At 68.4% G+C, this 25826-nt stretch carries 24 protein-coding genes; 9 read left to right on the forward strand and 15 right to left on the reverse strand.

Translation table 11 applies throughout. The annotated features are described in order from the left end of the window. The first annotated feature begins 1 nt into the window (after window position 1). Together I6H87_RS00400 and I6H87_RS00405 are read left to right on the forward strand one after the other, a co-directional pair. Window positions 2-715 (forward strand): FadR/GntR family transcriptional regulator, encoded by a 714-nt coding sequence (locus I6H87_RS00400; RefSeq protein ID WP_011614997.1) that lies wholly within the window; start codon window positions 2-4, stop codon window positions 713-715. A gap of 37 nt (window positions 716-752) precedes the next feature. Continuing rightward, window positions 753-1859: an NAD(P)/FAD-dependent oxidoreductase gene (locus tag I6H87_RS00405; RefSeq protein ID WP_011614996.1), complete on the forward strand. Its 1107-nt coding sequence runs from the start codon at window positions 753-755 to the stop codon at window positions 1857-1859. Here the strand turns inward: I6H87_RS00405 and I6H87_RS00410 are convergent. The 5 genes from I6H87_RS00410 to I6H87_RS00430 all read right to left on the reverse strand — a co-directional run bounded on the left by I6H87_RS00410 (window position 1781) and on the right by I6H87_RS00430 (window position 7496). Beyond that, entirely contained in the window at window positions 1781-3055 is a 1275-nt protein-coding gene (locus I6H87_RS00410) for an MFS transporter (protein ID WP_011614995.1), read from the reverse strand. The genes I6H87_RS00405 and I6H87_RS00410 overlap by 79 nt on opposite strands. A 12-nt stretch (window positions 3056-3067) precedes the next feature. Further along, complete coding sequence (aroC, locus tag I6H87_RS00415) at window positions 3068-4177, reverse strand: chorismate synthase (RefSeq protein WP_010813124.1); 1110 nt, start codon at window positions 4175-4177, stop codon at window positions 3068-3070. A 74-nt stretch (window positions 4178-4251) separates the two neighbouring features. Further along, window positions 4252-4974 carry a glutathione S-transferase C-terminal domain-containing protein gene (locus I6H87_RS00420; RefSeq protein ID WP_010813125.1) on the reverse strand — a complete coding sequence of 241 codons (723 nt, stop codon included), beginning with the start codon at window positions 4972-4974 and terminating at the stop codon, window positions 4252-4254. A 26-nt stretch (window positions 4975-5000) separates the two neighbouring features. Further along, window positions 5001-6899: an MFS transporter gene (locus tag I6H87_RS00425; protein ID WP_010813126.1), complete on the reverse strand. Its 1899-nt coding sequence runs from the start codon at window positions 6897-6899 to the stop codon at window positions 5001-5003. 150 nt (window positions 6900-7049) lie between these two features. After that, a complete protein-coding gene (locus tag I6H87_RS00430; RefSeq protein WP_010813127.1) occupies window positions 7050-7496 on the reverse strand; it encodes a CBS domain-containing protein in 447 nt (148 codons plus the stop codon). A 239-nt stretch (window positions 7497-7735) separates the two neighbouring features. Here I6H87_RS00430 and I6H87_RS00435 point away from each other — a divergent pair, with 239 nt between their 5' ends. The 3 genes from I6H87_RS00435 (at window position 7736) to I6H87_RS00445 (ending at window position 10290) form a co-directional block, all read left to right on the forward strand. Beyond that, a complete protein-coding gene (locus I6H87_RS00435; protein ID WP_010813128.1) occupies window positions 7736-9046 on the forward strand; it encodes an O-acetylhomoserine aminocarboxypropyltransferase in 1311 nt (436 codons plus the stop codon). Then, a complete protein-coding gene (locus I6H87_RS00440; protein WP_011614994.1) occupies window positions 9046-9870 on the forward strand; it encodes an alpha/beta fold hydrolase in 825 nt (274 codons plus the stop codon). Before I6H87_RS00435 ends, I6H87_RS00440 begins: the two co-directional genes overlap by 1 nt. A 102-nt stretch (window positions 9871-9972) precedes the next feature. Continuing rightward, entirely contained in the window at window positions 9973-10290 is a 318-nt protein-coding gene (locus tag I6H87_RS00445; protein ID WP_010813130.1) for an Mpo1-like protein, read from the forward strand. Between the two features lie 28 nt (window positions 10291-10318). Here I6H87_RS00445 and I6H87_RS00450 read toward each other — a convergent pair whose 3' ends face one another. Beyond that, window positions 10319-11665, reverse strand: coding sequence for a YihY family inner membrane protein (locus I6H87_RS00450; protein WP_010813131.1), 1347 nt, complete (start codon window positions 11663-11665; stop codon window positions 10319-10321). Between the two features lie 166 nt (window positions 11666-11831). Here I6H87_RS00450 and wrbA point away from each other — a divergent pair, with 166 nt between their 5' ends. From wrbA to I6H87_RS00465, 3 genes are read left to right on the forward strand one after another with little or no spacing between them, the layout of a single operon-like run. Then, a complete protein-coding gene (wrbA, locus tag I6H87_RS00455; RefSeq protein WP_010813132.1) occupies window positions 11832-12434 on the forward strand; it encodes an NAD(P)H:quinone oxidoreductase in 603 nt (200 codons plus the stop codon). After that, window positions 12431-12838, forward strand: a complete 408-nt coding sequence (locus I6H87_RS00460) for a DUF2069 domain-containing protein (RefSeq protein WP_011614993.1) — start codon at window positions 12431-12433, stop codon at window positions 12836-12838. Before wrbA ends, I6H87_RS00460 begins: the two co-directional genes overlap by 4 nt. A 19-nt stretch (window positions 12839-12857) precedes the next feature. Continuing rightward, window positions 12858-14276, forward strand: coding sequence for an FAD-binding oxidoreductase (locus tag I6H87_RS00465; protein ID WP_010813134.1), 1419 nt, complete (start codon window positions 12858-12860; stop codon window positions 14274-14276). 13 nt (window positions 14277-14289) lie between these two features. Here the strand turns inward: I6H87_RS00465 and I6H87_RS00470 are convergent, their stop codons facing one another. The 9 genes from I6H87_RS00470 to I6H87_RS00510 all read right to left on the reverse strand — a co-directional run bounded on the left by I6H87_RS00470 (window position 14290) and on the right by I6H87_RS00510 (window position 24098). Then, a complete protein-coding gene (locus I6H87_RS00470) occupies window positions 14290-15138 on the reverse strand; it encodes an N-formylglutamate amidohydrolase (protein ID WP_011614992.1) in 849 nt (282 codons plus the stop codon). 2 nt (window positions 15139-15140) lie between these two features. Beyond that, entirely contained in the window at window positions 15141-16178 is a 1038-nt protein-coding gene (locus I6H87_RS00475) for a porin (RefSeq protein ID WP_011614991.1), read from the reverse strand. A 166-nt stretch (window positions 16179-16344) separates the two neighbouring features. Then, a complete protein-coding gene (locus I6H87_RS00480) occupies window positions 16345-17304 on the reverse strand; it encodes an ABC transporter ATP-binding protein (protein ID WP_011614990.1) in 960 nt (319 codons plus the stop codon). After that, window positions 17301-18263 carry an ABC transporter ATP-binding protein gene (locus I6H87_RS00485; protein WP_011614989.1) on the reverse strand — a complete coding sequence of 321 codons (963 nt, stop codon included), beginning with the start codon at window positions 18261-18263 and terminating at the stop codon, window positions 17301-17303. Before I6H87_RS00485 ends, I6H87_RS00480 begins: the two co-directional genes overlap by 4 nt. Window positions 18264-18273: 10 nt before the next feature. Further along, a complete protein-coding gene (locus I6H87_RS00490; protein ID WP_011614988.1) occupies window positions 18274-19230 on the reverse strand; it encodes an ABC transporter permease in 957 nt (318 codons plus the stop codon). Between the two features lie 48 nt (window positions 19231-19278). Further along, window positions 19279-20250, reverse strand: a complete 972-nt coding sequence (locus tag I6H87_RS00495) for an ABC transporter permease (RefSeq protein ID WP_011614987.1) — start codon at window positions 20248-20250, stop codon at window positions 19279-19281. A gap of 33 nt (window positions 20251-20283) precedes the next feature. Then, entirely contained in the window at window positions 20284-21909 is a 1626-nt protein-coding gene (locus tag I6H87_RS00500; protein ID WP_010813141.1) for an ABC transporter substrate-binding protein, read from the reverse strand. Window positions 21910-22098: 189 nt separating this feature from the next. Next, window positions 22099-22857, reverse strand: coding sequence for an IclR family transcriptional regulator (locus I6H87_RS00505; protein ID WP_010813142.1), 759 nt, complete (start codon window positions 22855-22857; stop codon window positions 22099-22101). A gap of 449 nt (window positions 22858-23306) precedes the next feature. Next, a complete protein-coding gene (locus I6H87_RS00510) occupies window positions 23307-24098 on the reverse strand; it encodes a GntR family transcriptional regulator (protein ID WP_011614986.1) in 792 nt (263 codons plus the stop codon). Window positions 24099-24645: 547 nt separating this feature from the next. Here I6H87_RS00510 and I6H87_RS00515 point away from each other — a divergent pair. Continuing rightward, entirely contained in the window at window positions 24646-25812 is a 1167-nt protein-coding gene (locus tag I6H87_RS00515) for a thiolase family protein (RefSeq protein ID WP_010813145.1), read from the forward strand. Window positions 25813-25826 lie beyond the last annotated feature (14 nt).

Here is a 25826-nt window from a genome sequence, read left to right on the forward strand (position 1 = left end):
CATGACCATCCTGCCCCGCCCGGCCTCGCTCGCCAGCCGCATCGCCCAGACCCTGCACGACGACATCCTCGCCGGCCGCTACGGCGCGGGCGCGCGCCTGCCGGCCGAGGCCAGCCTGGCCGATAACTTCGGCGTGAGCCGGCCGATCGTGCGCGAGGCCATCGCCCAGCTGAAGGCCGATGGCGTGCTGGTGACGCGCAAGGGCTCGGGCGCTTATGTGTCGGAGACCCCGGGCGGCAAGGCCTGGCGCGTGGCCAGCGCGCCCGACGGCGGCCCGACGCTGGCGCAGCTGTTCGAACTGCGCCGGGTAGTGGAAACCGCCTGCGCCGAAATGGCCGCGCAGCGGCGCACGGATGCCGATATCGATGCCATCCGCGGCGCACTGGCGGCGATGCAGGCACAGGCCGACGGCCAGGGCGACATGGCCAGCGCGGCGGCGGCCGACATGGCCTTCCACCATGCCATTGCCGAAGCCGCGCACAACCCCTGCTTTACCGGCCTGACCGATTTCGTCAGCCAGCAGATGCTGGCCGCGCGCCAGCGCGCCTGGGAGAACACCGCGCGGCTGAGTGTGACGACTGGCGCGCCGCGCGCCGCCGACCAGGAACATGCGGCGCTGGCCGAAGCGATTGCCGCCGGCGATGCCACGGCCGCCCGCAGTGCCGCGCAACAGCACCTTGCGGCCGCCGCCGCCCGCCTCGGCCTGACGGCCTGAGCCTCCGAACACACAGACTTTGAAGCAAGGAACAACCATGGAAACAGTGGATTGCGTCGTCATCGGCGCCGGCGTGGTGGGACTGGCGGTGGCGCGCGCACTCGCGCTGCAGGGTCGCGAAGTGATCATCCTGGAAACCGAGAACGCCTTCGGCACCATCACCAGCGCGCGCAACAGCGAGGTCATCCACGCCGGCATCTACTATCCGGCCGGCTCGCTCAAGGCACAGCTGTGCGTGCGCGGCAAGGCCATGCTGTACGACTACTGCGCCAGTCACCACGTGGCGCACCAGCGCTGCGGCAAGCTGATCGTGGCCACCAGCGAGGCCCAGGTGGCAACGCTCGAAGGCATCCGCGCCAAGGCGGCGGCCAACGGCGTGGACGACCTGCGCCTTGTCAGCCGCGCCGAGGCGCAGGCGCTGGAGCCGCAACTGCAGTGCCATGCCGCGCTGCTGTCGCCGTCGACCGGCATTGTCGACAGCCATGGCCTGATGACCGCGCTGCTGGGCGACGCGGAAAACGCCGGGGCGATGCTGGCGGTGCAGTCGCCGGTGCTGGGCGGCGCGGTGACGGCGGACGGCATCCGGCTGGAGATCGGCAGCGAGGATGGCAGCGCCACCACGCTGCTGGCGCGCACGGTGGTGAACTCGGCCGGGCTGACCGCGCCGGAACTGGCGCGCCGCATCGACGGCATGCCCGAGACCCATATCCCGCCGCAGTACTACGCCAAGGGCTGCTATTTCACGCTGGCCGGGCGCGCGCCGTTCTCACGGCTGATCTACCCGGTGCCCGAGGCGGCCGGGCTGGGCGTGCACCTGACCATCGACCTGGGCGGCCAGGCGCGCTTCGGCCCCAATGTGCGCTGGATCGACGAGATCGAATACGGCGTGGACCCGGCCGACGCCGACGGTTTCTATGACGAAGTGCGCCGCTACTGGCCGGGGCTGGCCGACGGCGCGCTGCAACCCGGCTATGCCGGCATCCGCCCCAAGATCAGTGGGCCGCACGAGGTTGCCGCGGACTTCCGCATCGACGGCCCCGCCGTGCATGGCGTGCCGGGGCTGGTTCACCTGTTCGGCATCGAGTCGCCAGGGCTGACCTCGTCGCTGGCGATCGCCGAGCGGGTCTGCGCGGCGCTGGCCTGAGCGGCGCCATCGCCTTCCGCGCGGAAGCTCATCACCGCACAGAACGCGCCGGCCGCCGCGGCAATGGCGGCCAGCCCGAAGGTATGCTCGGGCGCCAGCGCGTTCCAGGTCCAGCCCATCGCCAGCCCGCCCAGCGTGCCGCCGACGCCGTAGGAAATGCCCGTGTACAGCGCCTGCCCGCGCCCCTGCAGCGGCCCGGCAAACCATGCCTGCAACCGCTTCAGGCTGGCGCTGTGGTGCGCGGCAAAAGTGGCCGCGTGCAGCACCTGTACCAGCGCCATGAGCCAGGCAAACTGGGCAAGGTAGCCGGTCAGGCCGAAGCGCAGCGCCGCCAGCACGAAGGTGCCGGCCAGGATCGTGCGCAGCGCATAGCGCGCGAACAGCAGGCCCTGGTAGTAGAAGAAAACGATCTCGGCGACCACGCCGATGGTCCACATCACGCCAATGGCGAACTTGCTGTAGCCCAGCTGCGCCAGCCACAGCGAATAGAACACATAGAGCGCGGCGTGCGCGAACATCATCAGGAAGGCTGACGCCAGGAACCAGGCCACGTCCGGGCGGCGCAGCAGCGGCAAGGCGCGCGGCGGCGCCGTGCGCGGGCCGTCGTCGGCGGCGTCATGCATGGTCAGCACCACGCCGGCCAGGATCGCCAGCAGCGTGCTGGCCACCCACGGGAAGGCGCGCATGCCGACCGCTTCGAACAGCGCCCCGCCGGCCAGCACCGCGCCGATAAAGCCGACCGAGCCGAACATGCGGATGCGGCCGTAGCTATGGTCGAAGGCGCCGTAGCGGCGCAGCGTGGAGATGGTCAGGGCATCGCCCAGCGGCGACATCGCGCTGGTGAGCAGGCTCAGCGTCAGCATCATCGCCATCATGCCGCCGTAGCTGCCCACACCCGGCAGCATCAGGAAGGCCAGCAACGAGGTGAACGCGCTCACGCGCAGGATGCGCACGCGCGTATGCATCACGTCGGACAGCCAGCCCCACAGGTAGGGCCCGACGATGCGGCTGACCTGGAAGCTCGCCATCAGCACGCCGATCTGCACCGGGTTGAAGCCGCGGTCGGCGAAATACAGGCTGACGTACGGCGAGATCAGGCCGACGTAGCCGTAGTAGCCAAGATAGAAGAGCCCGAAACGGGCGTAGTCGGGGCGGCCGGCGCCGGTGGCACCGCCGCCCGCGAAAGGCGTGGCCAACGCGAGGTCAGGTCAGGGGGTCTGGCCGGCCTGCGCGGGAATGCGCGGCGTATCGACCTTGACGTCGCCGCACTGGGCACGGTGGCGCAGGGCGTGGTCGATCAGCACCAGCGCCAGCATGGCCTCGGCGATCGGCGTGGCGCGGATGCCCACGCACGGGTCGTGGCGGCCGAAGGTCTCGACGGTGGCGGCATTGCCGGCCTTGTCGATCGATTCACGCGGGGTGCGGATGGAAGACGTCGGCTTGATCGCCAGCGACACGGTGACGTCCTGGCCGGTGGAGATGCCACCCAGCACGCCGCCGGAATTGTTGGTGCGGAAGCCCTCGGCGGTCAGCTCGTCGCCATGGACGCTGCCGCGCTGGGCCACGCTGTCGAAGCCGGCGCCGATCTCCACGCCCTTGACCGCGTTGATGCCCATCATGGCGTGGGCGATGTCGGCGTCGAGCCTGTCGAACAGCGGCTCGCCCAGGCCCACCGGCACGTTGCTGGCCACCACCTCGATGCGCGCGCCGACCGAGTCGCCGTCGCGGCGCAGCGCGTCCATATAGGTTTCAAGCTCGGGGATGATGTCGGCGTTGGGCGCGAAGAACGGGTTCTCCGGCACGTGCGACCAGTCCGTGAACGGCACCGCGATCTCGCCCAGCTGCGACATATAGCCCCGGATCTCGGTGCCATACTTTTCGCGCAGCCACTTCTTGGCCACCGCCCCGGCCGCCACCACCGGCGCGGTCAGGCGCGCCGACGAGCGGCCGCCGCCGCGATGGTCGCGGATGCCGTACTTCTGCCAGTAGGTGTAGTCGGCATGGCCCGGGCGGAAGGTCTCGACGATATTGCCGTAGTCCTTGCTGCGCTGGTCGGTATTGCGGATCAGCAGGCAGATCGGGGTGCCGGTGGTCTTGCCCTCGAACACGCCGGACAGGATCTCGACCTGGTCGGGTTCCTGGCGTTGCGTGACGTGGCGCGAGGTGCCGGGCCGGCGGCGGTCCAGGTCGCCCTGGATATCGGCCTCGGTCAGCGCCATGCCCGGCGGGCAGCCGTCCACCACCGCGCCGATGGCGGGCCCGTGCGATTCGCCGAAGGTGGTAACAGTGAAAAGCAGGCCAAGGGTGTTGCCGGACATGATGGAAACCGCACAGGAATTGGGGAAGGTTTCCATTGTAAGGCCAATGGCGGGCCTCGGGCGGCCCGGCAGGCTCAGGCGGCGGCGCTTTCCAGCGCCAGTTCGGGGTAGAACTCGGCGCGCATCCGCTCCATATAGGCCACCAGGTTGGCATGCCCCTCGGCCGCGGTGCGGATCGGAGTGTCGAATACGGGGCACAGCAGGCTGCCGGCAAAGGCAAACAGCGTGGCGTCGGCCCCGCATGGCACATTGCCCATCAGGTAGGGCTTGTCGCCCAGGATGTCGGCGATCGAGGTCACGCCCTTGCTGGCCAGCGCCACCAGGTCTTCTTCGCTATGCCGGCCCAGGCCCTGCCCCCACAGCGTCTTGCGCACCTTGTAGCGCACCAGCCGCTCGGCCAGGCCGCGCACCGGCGCCGGCACGCCGCGGAAGAACTGGGCCGGCCCCTTGTCGAAGTTGGCCTGGTCCAGCCAGCGCACCCGCGCCACCGCCCAATACAGGTGGTCTTCCATCAGCTTCTCGGCGGCCCAGGCGATACCGCGCTCGGCCGCGCTCAGGCCCGCGTCGAAGTCGATGTGGTAGGTCTTCTCGATATGCCAGCGGATCAAGGTGGAATCCGCCACGATCCGGCCCATGTCGTCCAGGTAGGGCAGCTTGCCCTTGGGCGCGCGCCGCAGGCTGCCGCGGCGCGCCTGGTAAGGCAGGCCGGCCAGCTTGAGCAGCATCTCGGCCTTGGTGACGAAGGGGCTGGCGTCGGGCAGCCCGAAGGCGGGGCCAAAGGTGTAGAGCGTGATCATCGTGGATTCGGGTTCGGCACAAGGCGTTAGCGCCAGTCGCCGCGCAGGGCCTGCACCATCTGCTGCAGCCCTTCGGGGGTGGCGGCCTCGGGCGGCACCGGCTCGCCCACCACCAGTTCCAGCCGGTTCAGGATGCCGCGCCGGAACGGCCGCGACATCGCCGGTGCCCCCTTGCGCGAAAAGAAGCTGCCCCACAGCCCGCGCAGCGCCATCGGCACCACCGGCACCGGCGTGCGCCGGATGATCTGCTGCACGCCCTGCCTGAACGGGTTGATCTCGCCGGTGGCGGTGATCTTGCCTTCGGGGAAGATGCAGACCAGATCCCCCTCGTCCAGCGCCTGCGCCACGCTGTCATAGGCACGCCTGAGCATGTCCGGATTCTCGTGCGCCGGCGCGATCGGGATAGCGCGGGCCTGGCGGAAGAACCACGACAGCAGCGGCACCCTGAAGATGTTGTGGTCCATCAGGAAGCGCACCGGGCGTGGGCTGCAGGCCATCAGCACCACCGCGTCGGCAAAGCTGACGTGGTTGCAGACCAGCACGGCCGGGCCGTCGGCGGGAATGCGCTCGGCATTGACGCGGCGCAGCCGGTAGAGGGTATGGACCAGGATCCACGCGATAAAGCGCAGCAGGAATTCCGGCACCAGCGAGTAGATGTAGACCGCCACCACCGCATTGAGCAGCCCCACCACCAGGAACAGCTGCGGGATGCTGTAGCCCGCCTGCGTCATCGCCACGCCCAGCAGCGACGCGGCGATCATGAAGAAGCTGTTCAGGATGTTGTTGGCGGCGATGATGCGGGCGCGGTGCGTGGGCGCGCTGCGGCTCTGGATCAGCGCGTACAGCGGCACGCTGTAGAAGCCGCCGAACATGGCCAGCAGGAACAGGTCCGCCAGCACGCGCCAGTGGCGCGGCTCGGCCAGGAAGCCGCCGATGCTGCTGAGCGCCACGGGTGCCTGCCCCTGGCTGGCAAAGTACAGGTCGACCGCGAACACCGTCATGCCGATCGAGCCGAACGGCACCAGGCCGATCTCGACATGGCGCCCGGACAAGCGCTCGCACAGCAATGAACCGGTGCCGATGCCCAGCGAGAACACCGCCAGCAGCAGCGTCACCACGTTCTGGTCGCCGCCCAGCACATCCTTGGCATAGCTGAAGAACGAGGTCAGGAAGGTGGCGCCCAGGAACCACAGCCACGAAATGCCGAGCAGGCTCAGGAATACCGTGCGGTTGCCACGCGCCAGCACCAGGTTGCGCCAGGTCTCGGAAAACGGGTTCCAGTTGATGCGCAGGTCCGGCTGCGGCGCCGGCGAAACCGGGATGCGGCCCGACACCAGCCGCCCCGCCACGGCGATCACCACGCACACCGCGCCCACGTACATCGGCCCCACGATGGTTCCGCCCTGCTGCAGCCCGGCCAGTTCGCCGCCGATCAGCGTCCCGATCAGGATCGCGACAAAGGTGCCCATCTCCACCATGCCGTTGCCGCCGACCAGTTCGCTTTCATCCAGGTGCTGCGGCAGGTAGGCAAACTTGACCGGCCCGAACAGCGTGGAATGCAGCCCCATCAGGAAGGTGCCGGCGTACAGCAGCGGCGCGCTGTGCCAGGCAAAGCCGGCCAGGCCCAGCACCATGATGGCGATTTCCAGCGACTTGACCAGCCGGATCAGGCGCGACTTCTCCAGCTTGTCGGCGATCTGCCCGCTGGTGGCGGAGAACAGCACGAACGGCGCGATAAAGATGGCCGAGATCAGGAAGGCCGCGCTGCGCGCGTCCACGCCCTCGAACAGCGCCGTGTGGTAGGTCACCAGCGAGGTGAAGGCGACCTTGAAGACGTTGTCGTTCATCGCCCCCAGGAACTGGGTCCAGAAGAACGGGGCGAAGCGGCGCAGGCCGAGCAGTCGGAACTGGCTGGGTTGGCTCATGGATGGGCCGGTCGGTCGGCGGACCGCCGCGGAAGTGGGAACGCCGGCAAGTTTGCCGGAGCCGGCGCCCGGCCGCCACCCCGCCACGGCCGCGCGGCGCCAACCGAGGGTATTTCCGAAGGAAGCTTCAGTCCGGGCGGCCCGGCGCCATCACTCGGCGCGCTCTTCCGGCCAGTCGCGGATATAGGCCTTGAGCATCTTGTTCTCGAAGCTCTGGTCCTCGACCACGGCCTTGGCGACGTCGTAGAAGGAGATCACGCCCATCAGCGTGCGGTTGTCGAGCACCGGCAGGTAGCGGGTGTGACGCTCCAGCATCATGCGGCGGACCTCGTTGACGTCGGTCTCCATGGTGCAGGTCAGCGGCGCATCGTCCATCACCTTGCGGATGCTGGTGCCACCGACGTTGCCATGATTGCGGGCGAGTGTCTCGATGATCTCGCGGAAGGTCAGCATGCCGACCAGGTCGCCGTATTCCATCACCACCAGCGAGCCGATATCGTGCTCGGCCATGGTGTGGACGGCTACCAGCAAGGAGGTGTCAGGCGTCACGGTATAGAGCGTATTGCCCTTGATCTGGAGGATGTCGCTGACTTTCATGTTGGTCTCCGCTGCCTGCGCTCAAACTGGGGGCATCGCTCCGGCGGGGGGCACAGGAGGCGATACCGGTCACATTGTTATCTGTCTACGGGTGTGCGGGCGCGCGCTGCATCACGGCGCCCCGTTGGCCGATCCTAGCCCAAACCCGCCGTCAAAGTAAAGCAGGAGGCCGGTTTGCGGGCGTCGGCGCGCGCACGGTGCTACGATGCTGGCCGGAGACAACTCAAGGCCGACCGACCATGTCCGGAACCCGATTCGACACGCTGGCGCTGCACGCCGGCGCCGCGCCAGACCCCGCCACCGGGGCCCGCGCCACCCCCATCCACCTGACCACGTCCTTCGTGTTCCGCGACAGCGAGCACGCCGCGTCGCTGTTCAACATGGAGCGCGCGGGGCACGTCTATTCCCGTATTTCCAACCCCACCGTGGCCGTGCTGGAAGAGCGCATCGCCGCGCTGGAGAACGGCGCCGGCGCCGTCGCCACGGCCTCGGGCCAGGCCGCGCTGCACCTGGCGGTGGCCACGCTGATGGGCGCGGGCTCGCACGTGGTGGCCTCGTCGGCGCTGTACGGCGGCTCGCACAACCTGCTGCACTACACGCTGCGCCGCTTCGGCATCGAGACCACCTTCGTCAAGGCGCGCGACATCGACGCCTGGCGCGCCGCGATCCGGCCCAATACCCGGCTGCTGTTCGGCGAGACCCTGGGCAACCCGGGGCTGGACGTGCTGGACATCCCGACGCTGGCGCAACTGGGCCAGGATAACGGCATCCCGTTGCTGGTGGATTCCACCTTCACCACGCCCTACCTGCTGCGCCCGTTCGATCACGGCGCCGGCCTGCTCTACCACTCGGCCACCAAGTTCCTGGGCGGCCACGGCACCACCATCGGCGGCGTGCTGGTCGAAGGCGGCACTTTCGACTTCGAGGCCTCCGGGCGCTTCCCGGAGCTGTCCGAGCCGTACGAGGGCTTCCACAACATGGTGTTCACCGAGGAAAGCACGGTGGCGCCCTTCCTGCTGCGCGCGCGCCGCGAGGGCCTGCGCGACTTCGGCGCCTGCATGAACCCGATGGCCGCCTGGCAACTGCTGCAGGGCGTTGAGACGCTGCCGCTGCGCATGAGCCGCCATGTCGACAACACCCGCAAGGTGGTGCAGTTCCTGGTCTCGCACCCGATGGTGGAGTCGGTGTCCTACCCGGAACTGGAATCGCACCCCGACTACGAACTGGCCAGGCGCCTGCTGCCGCGCGGCTGCGGCGCGGTGTTCAGCTTCAACCTGAAGGGCAACCGCGTGGCCGGCCAGCGCTTCATCGAGAGCATGTCGCTGTTCTCGCACCTGGCCAATGTGGGCGACGCGCGCTCGCTGGTGATCCACCCGGCCTCGACCACGCACTTCCGCATGGACGCGGCGGCGCTGCAGTCGGCAGGCATCACCGAGGGCACGATCCGGCTCTCGATCGGGCTGGAAGACCCGGATGACCTGATCGACGATCTCAAGCGCGGCCTGAAGGCGGCCGAGAAAGCCATGAGCGGCAAGGGAGGGCAAGCCTGATGGAACTGACCATTGCCGGCCAGCCGGCCTACGCCTATACCGGCGGCAAACCCTTCGATCCCGCCCTGCCCTGTGCCGTGTTCGTCCACGGCGCGCAGAACGACCATAGCGTGTGGGCTCTGCAGACGCGCTGGTTTGCCAACCACGGCTTCTCGGTGTTGGCGGTGGACCTGCCGGGCCACAACCGCAGCAAGGGCGCGCCGCTCGCCACCGTCGAGGCCATGGCCGACTGGGTCATGGCGCTGGTGGCCGCCGCCGGCGTGAAGACGCCGGCCTTCGTGTTCGGCCACAGCATGGGCTCGCTGATCGCGCTGGAATGCGCGGCGCGGCATGCGCAGGCGGTGCGCGGCATCGGCCTGCTGGCGACGGCCTACCCGATGAAGGTCTCGGACGCGCTGCTGGACGCCTCGCTCAACCGCGAGGGCGAGGCCATCGCCATGGTCAATACCTGGTCGCATTCGAGCCTGGCCAACAAGCCGTCTTCGCCCGGGCCGGGCGCGTGGATGCACGGCGGCAGCCAGCGGCTGATGGAGCGCGTGTCGCGCAACAACCCGCAGGCCCATGTGTTCCACAATGACTTCTCGGCCTGCAATGCCTACGCCCATGGCGAAGAGGCCGCGGCCGCAGTGGCCTGCCCGGCGCTCTTCATCACCGGCACCAAGGACATGATGACGTCGCCCAAGGCGGCCCAGGCGCTGGCCGGCAAGATGGCCAAGGCAAGCCTGGTCACGGTGCCGTGCGGCCACGCGCTGATGGGCGAACGCCCGGATGAAGTGCTGGACGCGCTGGCGGCCTTTGCGCGCAAGGTGGTCGCTGCCGGCTAAGCCTGGTCGCGGATGGCTGGCCGGCCACGCCGGCGGCCAGCCTCCCGACACCTCGGCGCAGAAGGTCTACACTGCACAAAACAAGACCTGCCGGAGACAGCCATGGCCCACGCCCGCGCGCGCGAGTTCGAGAACTTCGCGGCCTTCTATCCCTACTACCTGAGCGAACACCAGAACCGTACCTGCCGGCGCCTGCATTTTGCCGGGTCGACGGTAGCGTTGCTGTGCCTGGTGGCGCTGGTGGTTACCGGCAATGCATGGTGGCTGCTGGCCGCCGTGCTGGCAGGCTACGCCTTTGCCTGGGTCGGGCACTTTGGTTTCGAGAAGAACCGGCCGGCGACGTTCCGGCATCCGCTCTACAGCCTGATGGGAGACTGGGTGATGTATGCCGATATCTGGCGGGGCAGGATCCCGTTCTGAGCAACTTCACTGTCGCAGGGGGCGGACCTTACACCTGGCCATGCCAGCCCGGCGGCACCACTTCCAGCGTGCGCCGCTGGGGGTGGCTCCCCCCATCCCCTTCAGTCGGCGGCAGATCAGCCGGCTGCTGCCGGAACACCGCCTCCAGCGTCTGATCCAGCTGCGGATTGTCCAGGACCGACTTGAGCGCATCCGCCCCTTGCAGCTGCTGCGCCAGCGCGGTGCGCGGCAGCCGCGGCAGGTTCAGCACCAGCCGGTCATGCAGCGTGCGCAACGTCACCTGTGACGGATTGCACAGCAGTGCCCAATGGGCCTGACCACGCTCCTGCTGCAAGCGCCCGACCAGATGCATGGCCTTGAGCTTGCCCAGCAGGTCCGACAGGTAATCGGCCTCGACCCGCAGCTTGCGGCCCAGGTCCAGTTCGCCAACGCTGCGCGGCACCTCGTCGCGCGCGCGGTAGAGCAGCAGCAGCACGCCCAGCGCATCGAAGAACTCGCTGCCGGCAAAGGTGCGGCGGCGCCAGTAGCCCTGCCGGATCACCGGCAGGTTGGCGGCAATGGTCGCACCCAGCAGCGTCACCAGCCAGCTCAGGTAGATCCACAGCAGGAACAGCGGCAACGCGGCGAAGGTGCCGTAGACCGCGGTATAGGCCGGGATCTCGGTGATGAAATAGCCGAAGCCGCGCTTGGCGAACTCGAACGCGACCGCCGCCACCAGGCCGGCCACGATGGCATCGCGCCATTCGACATAGGCATTGGGCACCGCCGTGTACAGGAAGGCGAAGGCCAGCGCCGACAGCAGCACCGGCGTCGCGCCCACCAGCAGCCCCAGCCCCACCGGCATGGTGCCGACATAGCCCGCCGAGACCGAGATCAGGTAGGAGCTGATCGACAGGCTCGCGCCGATCAGCACCGGCCCGAAGGTCAGCACCGCCCAGAACACCAGCACCCGCTGCGCCAGCGGGCGGCGCTGCTTGACGCGCCAGATCGCGTTGAGCGCGTCTTCCACGGTCAGCATGGTCAGCACCGAGGTGACCATCAACCCGCCCAGGCCCATTGCGGTCAGCCCGCGCGCGCTCTTGGCGAACATGCCGAGGTAGCGCTGGATCGATTCACTGACGTTGCCGGGGATCAGGTTCTGGAACAGGAACGCCTCGATGGCGTTGCGGAAGTCGCGGAACACCGGGAACGCGGCCAGCAGCGCGAACGCCACCGTCAATACCGGCACTACTGCCAGCACGGTGGTGAAGGTCAGGCTGGCCGAGACCTGTGGCAGCCGGTCTTCGCCGGCGCGGCGCAGCGCATACCGCGCCAGGGCGCGTACCTTCTGCAGGTTCCATTCCCGGCGCAGGCGGGCAACGCGGGGTCCGATCATGCGCAAACAACCTCCTGGATCTGGTTCTGACGGATAAACAGGCGGCCCGCGGCACCGGGGGCGCAAAGCCGATGGGAGATGGCGCGGGGGGCGCATCTATAATACGCGCATTGCTTCCGGCACCTTTCGCGCAACACCACCCCGCCACCGCCGGCCATCCCGCTCCATGACCGACATCCTCGTCCTGTATTACAGCCGCCACGGCAGCACCCGCAAACTAGCCGAACTGATTGCCAACGGTATCGACAGCGTCCCCGGCGCCCAGGCCCGGCTGCGCACGGTGCCGCCGGTTTCCACCGTGTGCGAGGCCACCGCGTCCGATATCCCGGCCGACGGCCCGCCCTATGCCGAGCTGCGCGACCTGGAGGAGTGCGCCGGCCTGGCCCTGGGCAGCCCCACCCGCTTCGGCAACATGGCCGCGCCGATGAAGTACTTCCTGGACGGCACCGTGGCGCAGTGGCTGTCGGGCACGCTGACCGGCAAGCCGGCCTGCGTCTTCACCGCCACCGGCAGCCTGCACGGCGGGCAGGAAACCACGCTGCTGTCGATGATGCTGCCGCTGCTGCACCACGGCATGCTGATCCTGGGCCTGCCGTATTCCGAGAAGGGCCTGATGACCACGGCCTCGGGCGGCACACCCTACGGCCCCAGCCACCATGCCCACGGCGACAACCGCGGCCCGGTCACGGAAGACGAATCGGGACTGGCCATCGCCATGGGCCGGCGGCTGGCTCAGACCGCGCTGCGCCTGGCGGGAGGCGCGGCATGAGCCCCATCCCCGAGAGCGACCAGGCGCTGCACAGTCCCTGGCTGTACCGGTTCAGCGTGGGCAGCCTGCTGGCGCTGGTGGTGCTGTGCATCGCCTGGGAATGGTTCCTGGCGCCGCTGCGCCCTGGCGGATCGTGGCTGATCATCAAGTTCCTGTCGCTGCTGCTGCCGCTGCGCGGCGTGCTGACGCGCAACCGCTACACCATGCAGTGGTCGTCGATGCTGATCCTGCTGTTCTTCACCGAGGGCATCGTGCGCGCCACCAGCGACCGCGCGCCCTCGTCCACGCTGGCGTGGGTGGAGGTGGCGCTGACGCTGGTGTTCTTCACCAGCACCATCCTGTACCTGCGCCCCTACAAGCGCCGCGCCCGGGCGGCCGGCAAGCCGGCCGCGCCCAAGTCCTGACCCTCATTCCGCCGTCGCCATGACCTCGCCTCAAGACTCCTTCCTCGCACTGTGCCGCGCCGCGCTGGGTGCGCAGCACGTGCTGACCGATGCAGCCGACAAGGCACCCTACCTGACCGACTGGCGCAAGCGCTATCGCGGCGAAGCGCTGGCGGTGCTGCGCCCCGGCACCACCGAGGAGGTCGCGGAGGTGGTCCATGCCTGCCATGCGCACAAGATCGCGGTGGTGCCGCAAGGCGGCAACACCGGCCTGTGCGGCGGCGCCACGCCGGTGGCCGGGCAGGACCAGGTGGTGGTTTCGCTGCAGCGGCTGCACCGCATCCGCCAGGTCGATCCGCTCAACAACACCATCACGGTCGAGGCCGGCGTGGTGCTGCAGCACCTGCAAGAGGTGGCGCGCGAGCACGGCCGGCTGTTTCCGCTGAGCCTGGCGGCCGAAGGCAGCTGCACCATCGGCGGCAACCTGTCGACCAATGCCGGCGGCACCGCGGTGCTGCGCTACGGCAACACGCGTGAGCTGTGCCTGGGCCTGGAAGTGGTGACGCCGTCGGGCGAGATCTGGCACGGCCTGCGCGGGCTGCGCAAGGACAACACCGGCTACGACCTGCGCGACCTCTTTGTCGGCGCAGAAGGCACGCTCGGCATCATCACCGCGGCGGTGATGAAGCTGTTCCCGCTGCCACGCGCCTCGGTCACCGCGCTGGCCGCGGTGCAGAGCCCGCGCGCCGCGCTGGCGCTGCTGGCCATCGCACAATCGCATGCGGGCGCCATGCTGACCGGGTTCGAGCTGATGTCCGCGCTCAGCATGACGCTGGTGACGCGGCACTTCCCGCAGCTGCGCTATCCGTTCGCAGACATCCACCCGCAGCTGGTGCTGCTGGAACTGTCCGACAGCGAAAGCGAAGCCCATGCGCGCGGCATCTTCGAGACCATGATGTCGGCCGCCTTCGATGCCGGCGTGGTCGCCGACGCGGTGGTGGCGGAATCGGTGCAGCAGTCGCGCGATTTCTGGAACCTGCGCGAGCATATCCCGCTGGCGCAGGTGGAAGACGGCAAGAACATCAAGCACGATATCGCCGTGCCGGTGTCGCGCGTGGCGGACTTCATCGAGACCACCGACGCGCTGCTGCAGAACGCCTTCCCCGGCGCGCGCATGGTGACCTTCGGCCACCTCGGCGACGGCAACCTGCACTACAACGTGTCGCCGCCGGAAGGCGTCGACCATGACGCCTTCCTGGCGCACCAGGACCAGGTCAACCGCATCGTGCACGACAGCGTGCGCTCGCATAACGGCTCGATTTCCGCCGAGCACGGACTGGGCCAACTCAAGCGCGAGGAAAACCGGCTCTACAAGAGCGAAGTCGAACTGGCGATGATGCGCGCGATCAAGGGCGCACTCGATCCGCAGGGGCTGATGAATCCCGGCAAGGTGATCTGAGCGCGCCGCGCCATCATCGCGCCAGTGCCTCGCGGATATATGCCGCCACCGCCTCCAGCAACTGGTCGAGATGGCCGCGCAGCACGGCGAAGCCGCGGTGCTGCGCGAACCTTGCCTCGTCCATATAAAGCGCGCGGTTGATTTCGATCTGCAGGCTGTGGCGGCCGTGCGCCGGGTCCGCATAGGCACGGATCAGCTCCGCCCCCTTGTACGGCCAGTTGATGCCCACCCGGTAGCCGAAGCCGCGCAGGCACTGCGCCACCAGCTCGATAAACGCAGGCGAGCAGGTGGCGCCGTCGCCGTTGCTGATCACAAAGTCAGCCCGCTCCACGCCATTGTCCACGTTCATCGCATTGCCGCGCGATTTCATCGAATGGCAGTCGATATGCCACACCGCGCCCGAGCGCGCATGATGCTGCGCCAGCAGGCCGGACAGCGCGGCGTGATAGGGATCGTAGTAGGTCTTCAGCAGGTACTCCGCCATGTCCGGCGACAGCGGCGCGGCGTACACCGGCACGCCCGGCAGCGCCAGCCGGCGCAGCACGCCCATGCCGCGCCCGGACTTGTCGCTGGGCTGCACGGCATAAGGCATGGCGCCGTCGATCAGCGCGGGATCGATGTCATCGCGGGCGCGGTTGACGTCGACCATCCAGCGCGGGAAGCGCGCGCACAGCAGCGTGCCGCCCACCATCGGCGCATGCGCGAACAACTGGTCGACATAAGCGTCCCAGCCCGTCAGCAGGGCTTCGGGGGGCGCCGCCAGCGGCAGGGTCTCGGCATGCACCAGCCCGCTGTGCGGGGAGTCCACCACCAGCGGCAGCGCCGCGCCGGCCGGTTCAGTCAGCGAATAAGGAAGGGCCATTATCAGAATTTGTGCTGGATGCCGATGCCGACCGTGGTCACGGTGTCACCGGGCTTGTGCGAGTTGGGATCCTCGCGATCGAAGAAGACGTAGGGCATGGTGCGTTTGCTCAGGCTGTAGCCATAGCCGGCCTGCACCTTCTTGAGCCTGCCTTGCGGGTCGCGCTGTACTGCGCGCTCCATGTAGTTCACGGTGAGCTTGTGGGCGCCATAGGGCACGGTGAAGCCGACCAGCCAGTAAGGCACGTCGGTGCGGGTGGCGGCAGTGCCGGCGTAGCGGTCGCGCCCGTAGATGCCGTAGATATTGACCACGGTAAAGTTATACGACGCCGCGCCCTGCACCTTGTCGCGGAAATCATTGGCCACCAGCCCGCCGGCCTTGGCATCGCGCGAATAGCCCACGCCCGCGGCAAAGTTGCCGGCAGCGTAGTTAAGGCCAAGGTCGTACTGGCGGAAGTCGTCCTCGGCCCGCACCGGCGACCTGGCGTTGGGAGTGGCCGGATCGGGGCCCGCCAGGTTCACGCGCGCCCGTACTGAAAAGCCGCCGAACTCCGGCGTCGCGTAGCCCAGCGCGTTCGACACGCGGTTGCGCGCGTTCAGCACCTTGGTGCCGATGGCAGTGGCGCCCGCATCATGGATGGCGAAGTCGATGTTCTGCGTCACCTGCGAGTAGATCGGCGAACCCACGATCGTCACCGAATCCAGCCGCCCCAGCGCGATCGCGCCGAAGCCGCCCTGCAGTCCGACAAAGGCATTGCGGAACTGCGGGTTGGTGGCCGTGCCGCTGTCGGCGGCAAAGCCCTGCTCCAGCCCGAACGCGGCGCGCAAGCCCCCGCCCAGGTCTTCGCTGCCGCGCATGCCCCAGCGCGAGGCGTTGTCGACCATCTGCGTGGCGCGGCCGTCCGGGCCCTTCTGGTATTCGATATCGGTGTCGAGGCGGCCGTACAGCGTCACCGATGCGTCGGCCGCGGCCGACAGCAGCGCCAGCGCGCCGCCGATGCAGGCGCGTGCGAGCGCACTCTTGGTCTGGATACCCTTCATGCTTCTGCTCCCTCTATTGTTGTGTGCCAACGCACAAGTGCCCCTAGGGTGATCCCAACTGCCGCGTTGTCTGTCCGCGCAGCGCGCACGCTCCCCGCCCGCCGCGCGCGCGGCGGGATGGCATCGATGCACAGGGGGGAGCGTGGGCCGGCCGGGCGGCAGCTATCTAGTCATTCAAGTGGCAGGCGGACAGCCGCCCACCGATATCGCGCAGCACCGGTACTTCGGCCGCGCAACGCGCGCTCGCATGCGGGCAGCGCGGATGGAAGGCGCAGCCCGTGGGCGGCGCCAGCGGGCTGGGCAGTTCGCCGCGGATCGGCTGGTGCGCTGGCGGGCTGGCGCCCAGGCGCGGCGCGTCGGCCAGCAGGGCACGGGTATAGGGATGGTTGGGCGCGCCGAACACGTCGCGCGCAGCGCCGCTCTCGACGATGCGGCCCAGGTACATGATCACCACGCGGTCCGACATATGCTCCACCACCGCCAGGTTGTGGCTGATGAAGACATAGGTCAGTTCGTGTTCGCGCCGCAGCTGCATGAACAGGTTGATGATCTGCGCCTGCACCGAGACGTCGAGCGCGGACACGGCCTCGTCGCAGATCAGCAGGCGCGGGCGCAGCGCCAGTGCGCGGGCAATGGCCACGCGCTGGCGCTGGCCGCCGGAGAACTCATGCGGAAAGCGCTCGGCGTAGCTGGGATCAAGCCCCACCTGCTGCAGCAGTTCGCCGGCGAACGACGCCGCGCGCGCACGCTTGACCATGCCGTGATAGACCGCGCCTTCGGTAATGGCCTGGCCGATGCGCAGCCGCGGGTTGAGCGAGGCATAGGGGTTCTGGAACACCATCTGCACGGCGCGGTGATAGCCGGCGGACGCGATATCGGCGCGCCTGCCTTCCCACGCAATCTCGCCGCCCGTCTGCGGCAGCAGCCCCGCCAGCATGCGGCCCAGCGTGGACTTGCCGCAGCCGGACTCGCCGACCACACCCAGCACCTCGCCCTTCTTCACCTGCAGCGAGACATCATTGACGGCATGCACCGCCTGCACTGGCTTGCCGGCCATGCGTCCCAGCAGGCCGGGCCTCATGGAGAAGCGTTTCTGCAGGTTGCGCGCTTCGAGCATGACTGTCATGCCACCTCCAGGGGATAAAAGCAGCGCAGCGTCCGGCCGCGCACGGTGGTTTCGGCGGGCGCCTGGCGGCATGCGTCCTGCGCGCGCTGGCAGCGCGGCGCAAAAGCACAGCCCGGTGGCAGCGCGGCCAGCGCCGGGGCCGCGCCCGGGATCGCGCGCAGCGTTGCGCCGCGCATGGCCGGCGTGGGCAGGGAATCCAGCAACCCGCGCGTGTACGGATGCAGCGGCCGCTCAATCAGGTCGGCGACCGGGCCCTGCTCCACCACCCTGCCCGCGTACATCACGCAGACGCGGTCGACCAGGTCCTTGACCACGGCCAGGTCATGGCTGATCCAGATCGCGGCGGCACCGGTCTCGCGCACCAGCTGCTTCATCTCGTAGAGGATCTGCGCCTGGATGGTGACGTCCAGTGCGGTGGTGGGCTCATCGGCAATGATCAGGTCCGGGCGGTTGATCAGCGCATTGGCGATTGCCACGCGCTGGCGCATGCCTCCCGACAGCTCATGCGGATAGGCGCGCATGCGCTGCTCCGGCGCCGGGATGCCCACGCGCGTGAGCGCGTCGACTGCCTGCGCGTGCGCTTGCGCGCGGGTGCGGCGGCGATGCACCAGCACGGTCTCGGCCAGCTGGTCGCCCACGCGCATCACCGGGTTGAGCGACATCATCGGATCCTGGAACACCATCGCGATGCGGTCGCCGCGCAGCGCCTGCCACTGGCGCGGCGAACACGCCAGCAGCTCCCGTCCCTTGAAGCGCACCGAACCGCCAGTGACACGCCCGGGCGGGTCCAGCAGGTTCATCAGCGAAAACGCCGTCACCGACTTGCCCGAGCCTGACTCGCCGACGATGCCGAGGATCTCGCCCGGCTCCAGCGCAAACGACACGCCATCCACCGCCTTCACGGCCCCGCGCGCGAGCGCGAAGCTGGTGCTCAGGCCGGTAACTTCCAGTAGTGCCATGCCGGGCTCCTTACCCTTCCAGCCGCGGATTGAGCACGCGGCGCAGGCGGTCGCCCACCAGGTTGATCGAGCCGATCAGCAGCACCAGGGCCACGCCCGGGAAGATGCTGATCCAGTACTTGTTCGACAGCATGTATTCGAAGCCATTGGCGATCAGCATGCCCAGCGACGGCTGCGTGCGTGGCAGCCCGATGCCGAGGAAGCTCATGGTGGCCTCCAGCGTGATCGCATGCGCGATCTGCAGCGTTCCGGTCACCACCAGCGGCGCCATGCAGTTGGGCAGGATATGGCGGAACATCACGCGCAGCGCCGGCAAGCCCTGGCCAAGCGCGGCCTCGACATATTCCTTGCGCCGCTCCACCTGAGCCGCGCCGCGCACGGTGCGGGCAAAGTAGGCCCACTGCACGATCACCAGCGCCAGAAGGGTCTTGTCCACGCCCTGCCCCAGCACCGCCAGCAGGATCAGCGCCACCAACACCGCGGGCAGGCTCAGCTGCAGGTCGACCACGCGCATGATGGCGGCATCCGCCACCCCGCCGAAGTACGCCGCGGCCAGGCCCACGGCGCTGCCGACCATCAGCGCCACCACCGCGCTGATCACGCCCACGCCCACGCTGATACGGATGCCATAGAAGATGGCGCTGAGCAGGTCGCGCCCGGCGCCGTCGGTGCCCAGCCAGTAATGCGGCCGGCCTTCGTAGCCGACACTGCCCGGCGGCAGTTCGGAGTCGATCACCGACACCGTGGCGAGGTCATAGGGATTCTGCGGGCTGATCACATGGGCCAGCACGGCAACCAGCAGCAGCGCCACCAGCAGTGCCAGCGCGGCGGCGGAGACGCGGTTGGCGCAGAAGCGCCGCAGCAGCGAGGGCCGTGCCGCAGGCGGCGCGGCGGCAGGCGCCGGTTCCGCCGCGGCCGGCGCAAGCGCGGGCACGGCAGTGTCGGCTTCAGATACAGGCAGGGACATCGGTTCAGTCTCGTTCTTTTGGAGGGAGAAAAGCGGCGGAGGCGGGGTCTAGGCCGGCTTGTGCCGCAGGCGCGGGTCCAGCACCACGTAGAGCAGGTCGACCACCAGGTTCAGCACCACGAACAGCACCAGCGTGACCAGCAGGTAGGCCACCACCACCGGACGGTCCAGCGCCAGCACCGAATCGATGATCAGCTTGCCCATGCCAGGCCAGGAGAACACCGACTCGGTCACCACCGAGAACGCGATCAGGTGGCCGAACTCCAGGCCGACCACGGTGACGATCGGGATCAGCACATTGGGAACGACATGGCGCAGCACCAGCCGCGCGCCGCCCACGCCCTTGGCGCGGGCAAACCTGATGTACTCCTGACCGGCCACTTCGCGCGTGCCGGCCTCGGTGAGGCGCGCGACCAGCGAGATCTTGAACAGCGACAGCGTCAGCGCCGGCAGCAGCAGGAAGCGCATGCCTTCCCAACTGGTCACCGACAGCGGCATGCCCAGCACCGTGCTGACCGGCCCGCGCCCGCCCGAAGGCAGCCAGCCCAGGTTCACCGAGAACACCAGGATGCAGATCATGCCGATCCAGAAGGTCGGCATGATCACGCCGCCGAGCGAGCACGCCATCAGCATCCGCGCCAGCCGGCTATGCGGCTTGAGGCCCGCAAACACACCCATCGGGATGCCGATGCCCAGCGACAGCAGCAGCGCCGTCACGGCCAGTTCCAGCGTGGCCGGCACGCGGCTGACGATCAGCTCGATCGCCGGCCGGTTATAGATGAAGGAATCGCCCAGGTCGCCGTGCAGGGCGCCCTGCAGGAAGCGCAGGTATTGCTGCGGCATGGGCAGGTCCAGGCCGAGCGCGTGGCGCGCCTCAGTGATTTCCTGCTCGGTGGCGGTGGGGCTGACCAGCAGGTGCACCGGGTCGCCGATCAGGTTGACCGCGCAGAAGGTCAGCACCGACATGATCCACAGCACCGCAAGGCTCTGCAGCAGCCGTTTGAGAAGGGTTTCGAACATGATGATTAAAGGCGGGATAGTCCGTGGCGCGGATCAGCGTTGCGGGGCGGCGGGCGGCGCCGGGCGGATATTGCTGGCATAGGTGAAGCCGTCGCTGCGCGGCTGCACCGCGAGCCCGTCGCGATAGGCCCACGCGGCGCGCAGGTGATGCAGCGGCACGATGCCCGCGTCGGCGGCCAGCTTCTCGGCCGCGCGCTGCTGCGCCTGGTCGCGCGGCGCCGGCGCCATGGTATGCATCGATTCCTCGATCAGCGCATCCACTGCCGCGTTGGCATAGCCGCTGCGGTTGTTGGCGCCCAGCCCGGCGGCCTTGTCCTGCGCATGCGCCACCGCCACCAGCGGCTCCAGCGAATCGCCGCTGACCGCGCCGATGCCGAGCAGGAAGACGCTGAATTCCGGCTTGCCGCCGTCGCCGCCCGAGGTGGCGCGGGTGATATAGACCGAATACGGCAGCGTGCGCACCTCGGTGCGGATGCCGGCGCGGGTCAGCATCTGCCCCACCGCCTCGCAGGTCTTGGCGTCGTTCAGATAGCGGTCGTTGGGGCAATGCAGCGTCAGGCGGAAGCCCTCGGGATAGCCAGCCTCGGCCAGCAGGCGGCGCACCCGCGCGGCATCGGCACGCGGCGCCGGCACGTTGGGGGCAAAGCCGAAGAAACCCTGCGGCACCATCTGCCCGGCCGGCACGGAATCGCCCCTGGTCACGCGCGCCGCGATCAGGTCGCGGTCGATGGCCAGGCTGATGGCCTGGCGCACCCGGGCATCGCGCAACGGATTGGCCGCCAGCGGCTGGCCGGCGTTGTCCTGCACATAAGGCGACACCGCGCGCGCCTGGTCCAGCTGCAGGTAGTTCAGCATGTACGAGGTCGCCGATACGGTGCGGATGCGGCCGTTGGTGCGCGCAAAGGCTTCGGCGATGCTGGCCGACGAGGCGTCGATCACATCCACCAGCCCCGACAGCAGCGCCGAGGCCCGCGCCGGCTCCTTCGGGATGAACTGGAACACCACCCGCTGCCACGGCTGCGGTCCGCCCCAGTAGCCCGGATTGCGCGCCAGCGTCAGCTGCTGGCCGTGCTCCCAGGCCACCAGCTTGTATGGGCCGGTGCCGATGCTGGCGCTGCCATGGGCAAAGTCGGCCTCGCGCACGGCCTTGCCGAGCGAGCGCGGCAGCATCGCCACCATGCCGATGTTCTGCGGCAGCACCGGGTTGGGCGAGCGCGTGCGCACGCGCAGCGTCAGCGGCCCCGTCACCTCTACCGCTGCAACCGACTTCAGGTAAGTGCGGAAGGTGCGCGCCCCCGGCAGCTTCATGGCGCGCTCGATCGAATAGCGTGCATCCTCGGCGGTGAATGGCTCACCGTTGCTGAAACGCACGCCCGGGCGCAGCTGGAATTCCCAGTTGCGGTCGTCCAGCTGGCGCCATGCCGTGGCCAGCTGGGGCACGGGGCGCAGCGCATTGTCCAGGCCGACCAGGGTCTCGTACACGTGGCCCCACAGGTTGCGGCCGGCGGCGTCCAGCACATGGGGATCGGCGGCGCTGATCTCGGCCTTGTAGCCGATGCGCAGGTCGGCGGCATGCGCGGCGTGGCCGGCCGCGAGCAGCGCGAAGGCAGCCAGGGCAGCGGCGATACGTGACGCCAGGTGGACAGCAAGGTGAGACATGGGGATCTGGTTCGTTTCTCGAAACAATGTTTCATTCAGTGATACCGCGTATCGAAGAATAAGACATCGAAGCCGTTGTCGAGAAGCAGGGTTTACCCCTGTGATTCGCGCGGCCAAAGAAAAAGCGGCGCCGAAGCGCCGCTTTTGAGATATCGGGAATTTGCGCGGTCCTGCCGCGCCCAGCCGGGTTCAGCCGCCGGTATGCCCGAGCGCGCGTGACAGCGCGGCGGCCTCCGCCACCACCATCGCCACATGCCGGTCCAGCGCCTCCTGCGTGGTCCGGCTGGCCGGGCTGGCGATGCTCAGCGACGCCACTGCCGCGCCGCTGTGATCGCGCAGCGGCGCGGCGGCAGAGACAGCATCGGCATCGCGCTCGCCAAGCGACACCGCATAGCCCGCGGCGCGGATCGCCGCAAGCTCGTCGCGCAGGGACTGCGGCTCGATGATGGTCTTGGCGGTGAAACGTTCCAGCTGGTGCGCCAGCACGGCGTCCAGCACCTCGGGCGCAGCGTAGGCAAGCAGCAGCTTGCCGGAGGCCCCCACATGCAGCGGCCGGCGGTTGCCGATCTCGGTATGCACGCGCACCGATTGGGTCGACTCATGCCGCGCCACACACACCGACTCCAGCCCGTCGCGCACGCGCACGATCACGTTCTCGCCGCAGGCCGCGCCGATCGCCGCCAGCCGCGGCGCCACCAGCTTGACCAGGTCGAACTGCTCGCGCGCGGCATTGCCCACCAGCAGCGCGTTGTAGCTGAGCTTGTAGACCGCTGCCGGCGACTCGCGCGCGATCAGGCCGCGGTGCTCCAGCGTGGTCAGCAGGCGGAACGCGCGCGCCTTGGTCAGCCCGGCCCGCCGCGCCAGTTCGGTCACGCCCAGCGATGGGTGCTCGGCCACCAGCATCAGCAAGCCCAAGGCTTCGTCCACCGCTTCAACGATGTAGGTCATCGATCCTTCTTCGCCATGTTCGTAAATGTCCCATCGCGGATTGTAGCGGTCGCCGCGAGCATTCGGTATGCACTGCGTCACACAGACAGGCGACGCAGAAGCGCCCCGAAGGAAGATGAATCAGGCAGAGTCTCCGGCGAGGGGGCACCACCTGCGAACCCCACAATCTGGAATTTTCGAATGCAAAGCCCGGCTTATGATCGGCAGTACTCGCAGCACCTCATGCACAGATTAGAGATTGACGCAGACAACCTTGTACCTGACCAGAGCCCTGCACCGCTCGCTGCAGCAACAGCCCGACCAAGTCGTCACCATCTTCCGCGGCCGGCACCGCACTTACGCGGGCCGGGCTTGCCGATGACAACGTCTTCGATGACGGACGGGGTCTTGGCCTCGTAGAGGACAGCAGCCTTCATCCTTGTCTCCTTCGCTGCGCCGGGATGCAGCCGTTACAGCTGCACCCGGCTGCGCTTGAGCTGGAACGCCACCGTCACCCGGTCCGCCGGATAGATCGTGTCGGTGATCTCAAGGATCCTGCCCTGCGCGTCCTTGTAATGGCGGATCAGCCGCAGGCCGGCCGAGCCCGGCTCGGCGCCCAACACCGCTGCCAGCCGCGCATCGATCAGCACGCCGTGAATCACCTGCCGGATCTCGGCAATGGCCACGCCGCAATCGCGCTCGATCAGCGCGCTGACCAATAGCCTGGGGTTGTTGCGGATGGTATCCGCCAGGTGCGCCAGCGAGGCGTCGATGTAGATGTCGGCGCGCGCCACCGGCGTGCTGCCCTTGCGCGCATCGACCCGCGTGCCGGAAAAACGCAGCCATTCGCTGCCAATCGGCGCCTCCAGCAGGCGGGCCTCGGCGCGGTCCAGCGTGACGCTGTGCACCGCCTCGATACTGCGGATCTCGGTGGCTGCCACCCGCACCAGGTCTTCTGCGGTGCCGAACGACTGGATGTACGACGCGTCCGGGTTGGCGCTCTCGACGATGGTCCCCACCGCCTTCTTGCGCGAGATATAGCCCCAGTCCTGCAGCAGCTTGAGTGCCGCGCGCACGGTATGGCGGCTGACGCCATGCTGCTCGGCGAGATCATGCTCGGTCGGCAGCAGGCTGCCGACCACGCGGCGGCCCTCGACGATATCCCGGACCAGGGTGCTGGCCAGCTCGGCATAGCGGGTCGAGGCGGTCGCCCCCGGCGCCGCCGGTGCTTCCGCACGCTTGTCGTTCAGTTGGTTGCGCATGGCAATGAGATGTCCCGGGCCGATGCATGAAAAATGGGGCCGCGCATTCTAAGACAAGCGGCAGCGGCACCCGGAGCCGCGCCGCTCAGGCCTCGAAGAAGCGCCGGTCCGCTTCGGCCGGCACCGTCATGCTGGCGCAAGACCTCGTCTCCCGCCGTGACTATGTCCGTACATAGTGGAGGGCGGACCAAGCTATGTCAATGATCGGAATATCCAGGAAATCTTGGCGGAAATTCACCCACCCGATACGGGTGGGCCGGCGCCTTGACTTGCCACCGAACCGCGCTGATCTCTTACTATGTACGTACATAAAGCCGCATGCCGGACGTCGCAGGGATCGACCAAATGAGCGCAACGTGCAAAAGCTGACCGACGAACGGCCGGGCGCGTGTGCAATGCGCAGCAGGTGATCGACGCCATCGAGTCTTTCAGCAGGGTGCGCACCAAGGAAGAGATCGCACAGTGCCTCGGCGGCAGGGTGCCGTTCGGCCCGGAAACCCCTGCAATATCCATGCGTAGCACCATTTGACGCACCAGAGGAGAAAAGATGAGCATCAAGGGCAAGGCCTATATCGTCGGGGCCTATGAGCACCCGACCCGCAAGGCACCGGACAAGTCGGTGGCGCAGCTGCACGCTGAAAGCGCCAAGGGCGCGCTGCAGGACGCTGGCCTGACGCTGGCCGACGTGGACGGCTACTTCTGCGCCGGCGACGCGCCGGGGCTGGGCGCGGTCAACATGGTCGACTATCTCGGTCTCAAGGTGCGCCATGTCGACTCCACCGACACCGGCGGCTCCGCCTACCTGGTCCATGTCTCGCATGCGGCGCAGGCCATCGCGGCCGGCAAGTGCAACGTGGCCCTGATCACGCTGGCGGGGCGCCCGCGCTCGGAAGGCTCCAGCGGCACGCAGGCGCGCAACTGGGGCGCCAACCTGCCCGACGCGCCGTTCGAGAGCCCCTTCAGCCCGGTCACAGTCAACCTGTACGCGATGGCGGCCATGCGCCATATGCACGAGTACGGTACCACTGCCGAGCAGTTCGCCTGGGTCAAGGTGGCCGCGTCGCACCACGCGCAGCACAACCCCCATGCCATGCTGCGCGACGTGGTCACGGTCGAAGACGTGCTGAACTCGCCGATGATTTCCGATCCGCTGCACAAGCTCGACTGCTGCGTGGTATCGGACGGCGGCGGCGCACTGATCGTGGCGCGCCCGGAAATCGCCGCCACGCTGAAACGGCCCAAGGTGAAGATCCGCGGCGCCGGCGAGTACATCAAGGGCCAGCTCGGTGGCGAAGTCGACCTGAGCTGGTCCGGCGCGCGCTTCTCGGGCGCGACGGCATTTTCCGAGGCGGGCGTCACGCCGGCCGACATCAAGTACGCGTCGATCTACGACAGCTTCACCATCACCGTGCTGATGCAGCTGGAAGACCTGGGCTTCTGCAAGAAAGGCGAAGGCGGCAGGTTCGTCGCCGACGGCAACCTGATCTCGGGCGTCGGCAAGCTGCCCTTCAACACCGACGGCGGCGGCCTGTGCAACAACCACCCGGCCAACCGCGGCGGCATCACCAAGGTCATCGAGGCCGTGCGCCAGCTGCGCGGCGAAGCCCACCCGGCGGTGCAGGTCGCCAACTGCGACCTGGCGCTGGCGCAAGGCACCGGCGGCTACCTGGGCTCGCGCCACGGCAGCGCCACCCTGATCCTTGAACGTGAATAATGCGCGGGAGCAAT

The sequence above is a fragment of the Cupriavidus necator genome, from assembly GCF_016127575.1.
Lineage (GTDB): Bacteria > Pseudomonadota > Gammaproteobacteria > Burkholderiales > Burkholderiaceae > Cupriavidus > Cupriavidus necator_D.

What these genes read in the sequence shown, in the direction of transcription:
- I6H87_RS00425 (WP_010813126.1), bottom strand. Translation starts at nt 6,899, where the DNA reads ATGAGCCAACCCAGCCAGTTCCGACTGCTCGGCCTGCGCCGCTTCGCC.
- I6H87_RS00420 (WP_010813125.1), bottom strand. Translation starts at nt 4,974, where the DNA reads ATGATCACGCTCTACACCTTTGGCCCCGCCTTCGGGCTGCCCGACGCC.
- I6H87_RS00500 (WP_010813141.1), bottom strand. Translation starts at nt 21,909, where the DNA reads ATGTCTCACCTTGCTGTCCACCTGGCGTCACGTATCGCCGCTGCCCTG.
- I6H87_RS00430 (WP_010813127.1), bottom strand. Translation starts at nt 7,496, where the DNA reads ATGAAAGTCAGCGACATCCTCCAGATCAAGGGCAATACGCTCTATACC.
- I6H87_RS00440 (WP_011614994.1), top strand. Translation starts at nt 9,046, where the DNA reads ATGGAACTGACCATTGCCGGCCAGCCGGCCTACGCCTATACCGGCGGC.
- I6H87_RS00490 (WP_011614988.1), bottom strand. Translation starts at nt 19,230, where the DNA reads ATGTCCCTGCCTGTATCTGAAGCCGACACTGCCGTGCCCGCGCTTGCG.
- I6H87_RS00435 (WP_010813128.1), top strand. Translation starts at nt 7,736, where the DNA reads ATGTCCGGAACCCGATTCGACACGCTGGCGCTGCACGCCGGCGCCGCG.
- I6H87_RS00480 (WP_011614990.1), bottom strand. Translation starts at nt 17,304, where the DNA reads ATGACAGTCATGCTCGAAGCGCGCAACCTGCAGAAACGCTTCTCCATG.
- I6H87_RS00495 (WP_011614987.1), bottom strand. Translation starts at nt 20,250, where the DNA reads ATGTTCGAAACCCTTCTCAAACGGCTGCTGCAGAGCCTTGCGGTGCTG.
- I6H87_RS00515 (WP_010813145.1), top strand. Translation starts at nt 24,646, where the DNA reads ATGAGCATCAAGGGCAAGGCCTATATCGTCGGGGCCTATGAGCACCCG.
- I6H87_RS00470 (WP_011614992.1), bottom strand. Translation starts at nt 15,138, where the DNA reads ATGGCCCTTCCTTATTCGCTGACTGAACCGGCCGGCGCGGCGCTGCCG.
- I6H87_RS00405 (WP_011614996.1), top strand. Translation starts at nt 753, where the DNA reads ATGGAAACAGTGGATTGCGTCGTCATCGGCGCCGGCGTGGTGGGACTG.
- I6H87_RS00485 (WP_011614989.1), bottom strand. Translation starts at nt 18,263, where the DNA reads ATGGCACTACTGGAAGTTACCGGCCTGAGCACCAGCTTCGCGCTCGCG.
- I6H87_RS00505 (WP_010813142.1), bottom strand. Translation starts at nt 22,857, where the DNA reads ATGACCTACATCGTTGAAGCGGTGGACGAAGCCTTGGGCTTGCTGATG.
- I6H87_RS00475 (WP_011614991.1), bottom strand. Translation starts at nt 16,178, where the DNA reads ATGAAGGGTATCCAGACCAAGAGTGCGCTCGCACGCGCCTGCATCGGC.
- I6H87_RS00445 (WP_010813130.1), top strand. Translation starts at nt 9,973, where the DNA reads ATGGCCCACGCCCGCGCGCGCGAGTTCGAGAACTTCGCGGCCTTCTAT.
- wrbA (WP_010813132.1), top strand. Translation starts at nt 11,832, where the DNA reads ATGACCGACATCCTCGTCCTGTATTACAGCCGCCACGGCAGCACCCGC.
- I6H87_RS00460 (WP_011614993.1), top strand. Translation starts at nt 12,431, where the DNA reads ATGAGCCCCATCCCCGAGAGCGACCAGGCGCTGCACAGTCCCTGGCTG.
- I6H87_RS00400 (WP_011614997.1), top strand. Translation starts at nt 2, where the DNA reads ATGACCATCCTGCCCCGCCCGGCCTCGCTCGCCAGCCGCATCGCCCAG.
- I6H87_RS00510 (WP_011614986.1), bottom strand. Translation starts at nt 24,098, where the DNA reads ATGCGCAACCAACTGAACGACAAGCGTGCGGAAGCACCGGCGGCGCCG.
- I6H87_RS00465 (WP_010813134.1), top strand. Translation starts at nt 12,858, where the DNA reads ATGACCTCGCCTCAAGACTCCTTCCTCGCACTGTGCCGCGCCGCGCTG.
- I6H87_RS00450 (WP_010813131.1), bottom strand. Translation starts at nt 11,665, where the DNA reads ATGATCGGACCCCGCGTTGCCCGCCTGCGCCGGGAATGGAACCTGCAG.
- aroC (WP_010813124.1), bottom strand. Translation starts at nt 4,177, where the DNA reads ATGTCCGGCAACACCCTTGGCCTGCTTTTCACTGTTACCACCTTCGGC.